This window comes from Rhodococcus sp. (in: high G+C Gram-positive bacteria) (assembly GCF_049591685.1).
GTDB lineage: Bacteria > Actinomycetota > Actinomycetes > Mycobacteriales > Mycobacteriaceae > Rhodococcoides.
In genome coordinates this window covers 1-2366 of sequence record NZ_JBAWFH010000507.1, presented here as the reverse complement: position 1 = coordinate 2366, position 2366 = coordinate 1, and the positions used below count along the sequence as shown (strand labels likewise).

Below are 2366 nucleotides of genomic sequence, written 5' to 3'. Positions count from 1 at the left end.
GCGGACCCAGTCCTGGTGCGCGAGCTGAAACGTATCCGCCGCAGGACCGGTCCACCACGCTGGCAGAGTCCTCGCCGCTGCTTCGGCCGCGCGGACACGTTCCTGAAGGAGAGAAGTGAAGCTTTCGGTTCTGCTCGTCAACAACTGGAGCTCGTCGAGATCGACCGCGTAGTTCTCGTCCATCGCTAGTCGAGGTTCAGGATGCTGGTCGTGGTTGCGTTCACCGAGTCAGTTGACCGATACCCCGTGCTCGATGCCTCGAGCCCGTCGACCAGGCTGTACAAGCGGTCCACCAAAACCCCGCCGCGGTTACGCACCGACGACCAGCTCGACAGGTAGTCGTCGGCGGCTGCCCCAGACCAGTGCTCTGCGACCGTTCTTTCGGCGTCCGTCGACATGGCGACGAAACGCTCACGAATTTCGCTTGCGATTGATGCGAGCGAGCCAGCTGCATCGGTTATGGCCACTGGATCGGCCCCGACACTGTCTCGGCCATCCGGGTCAGACATCAGCGCTCGCTACTCGTTCGACGGCCTTGTAGTAACGACTTTCCAGACCACGACGAAAACGGCATTTGAAGAAGACCCCCCAGTCTCGACTCGTCAGCAATCTACACCAAGACGCGAGCACGTGGCAGTTACAGATGGATCCGGTTTAGCCATCTGCCAGAAGAAGCTATGAAGGTAGTCGTGTGGACGACATCAACGACGCAGTCACGTACATGCAGCCCGCTCTGACGGTTGTCCAACACACGGACATCGGTCGGACCGACTCGCGGAACCGTCGAACCGCACAGCCGCCGGCCGCGCCGAACAAGTCGCCGCGCACCCTACTCGCCGCAAGAAGCTGATCTGTTTGCTTCTTCTACCCGAGACTGGAAATGCGGGTGCCCTGATTCCCCGGCGACTGTGCTTTGCCCCTGGACTCGCTCAACAACAGTGGCCGCCGACCTTCGGGGTCTCGGGTGCCAGATCGAGCATTGGGTTGCCGTCAAAGAAGCCGGTGGGCTTGAGGTGCAGGCTGACGTGACTGACCGGCATGACCGGCCAATCCTCCGGACGCACAACATGATGCGCCGCGATCGTCGGCCAGATGACCAGATCCGCGTCTTCGAGTGACCGGTCCTGAGCGGTGTAGGCGACGAGACCGTCGTGGCCCGGGTTCTGTGCCACGTACTCACCCGCCGCATAGCGCTCACGCTCGGCGTACGGCGTCGCCCACATGTGCTTGGTGGCGAACCCACCGCGACGCGCCTGCTGCGAACCGGGTAGTGCCAGTGGAAGAGCGACCGCGCCGGACGGTTCGATCTTGTAGCCGATATGCCCGCCGAGCCTGTTCAGCTTGTCGGCGTTGGCGATCAACCACGTTCGAGCCCTCAGTGGGTCGGCAACGCGCTGCGCTTCGGATTCGCTGGTGAGCTGTCGTTTCGTCTGACGCCAGGCGTTGCCGTGCGGATTCTCCGGACCGACCGGAACAGCTTCGGCTTCGAGTTCGTACAGATTGTTGCGTGCGCCGTCGACCGTCATGTCCAACCGAACGCTGAAGAAGTGCTGGTGGTGTGGCCCGTACAAACCCGGTGCGACGAGTGTGCCGAACTCCGGCACCTTGCCTGGCTCGATAGCACCGGTGGAGATGATGCCGGTCAGCTTGATCTCGAACTCGATGGACCCGTCGAGGTACAGATGCCAGTAGAAGCCGTAGTCGTAATTGCCGACCGTTGCAAAGAACGAGACGACCAGCCGACGGTTTCGTCTGACTTGTCCGAGATTGTCGCGGAAATCGGTGTGCTTCCACCCGATGCTGTAGTCCTCCTCGTGCATGCAGATGGCGTTCGGGAGTTGGATGGGCTGACCGTCCTGGTCGTTGACGTACGCGTCGAAGTAGTGGATCTCGCCGAGGCAATCGCAGCCCAGCTGAAGCGAATTGGCGAGCACACCGAGACCATACTCGCCCTCGTCGAAGACGTTCTTGTTCCACTGGCTGTCGCCGGGATCGCCGTACGGCACATACATCTCCGACAGAGAGGCGCGATGTATGACGGGACGGACGGTACCGCGGTCGACGTAGTTGACGTCGTGCAACACGAGGCCTTCGCGCGGTGTGAAGCCCACGCGCAGGCGCCAATTGGCCCACTCGACGTAGTGCCCGTCGACAGTGAAGGAGGGGCCATCGGGCTGGGTGATGTCGATGGTCTTCATCGGTGCGCGCTGCTTCTCGAACGAAGGCACGTTACCGGGCCGCTCGTACATCCCAGGGAGGTAGTTTCCGGGCGTCTGCGGGATGGGAACGACGCCCGTATCGGCGACGTCGACGACCTCCATGGTGTCCATGTCGACCGTCACGACCAGATTTTCGACGGGGCGCGC

The 2366-nt window shown here is 62.0% G+C and carries 3 protein-coding genes; all 3 read right to left on the bottom strand.

The window, feature by feature from the left end:
* Positions 1 to 183: hypothetical protein (locus WBQ44_RS20815; RefSeq protein ID WP_495568566.1), on the bottom strand; the 183-nt coding region annotated here is incomplete at its 3' end.
* Between the two features lie 2 nt (positions 184 to 185).
* Positions 186 to 509, bottom strand: coding sequence for a WXG100 family type VII secretion target (locus tag WBQ44_RS20810; RefSeq protein WP_495568565.1), 324 nt, complete (start codon positions 507 to 509; stop codon positions 186 to 188).
* A 420-nt stretch (positions 510 to 929) separates the two neighbouring features.
* Positions 930 to 2366 (bottom strand): primary-amine oxidase (locus WBQ44_RS20805; RefSeq protein ID WP_495568564.1); only part of this gene is annotated, 1437 nt, incomplete at its 5' end.

Coding starts and splice junctions, on each gene's coding strand:
- WBQ44_RS20810 (WP_495568565.1), bottom strand. CDS start 509: ATGTCTGACCCGGATGGCCGAGACAGTGTCGGGGCCGATCCAGTGGCC.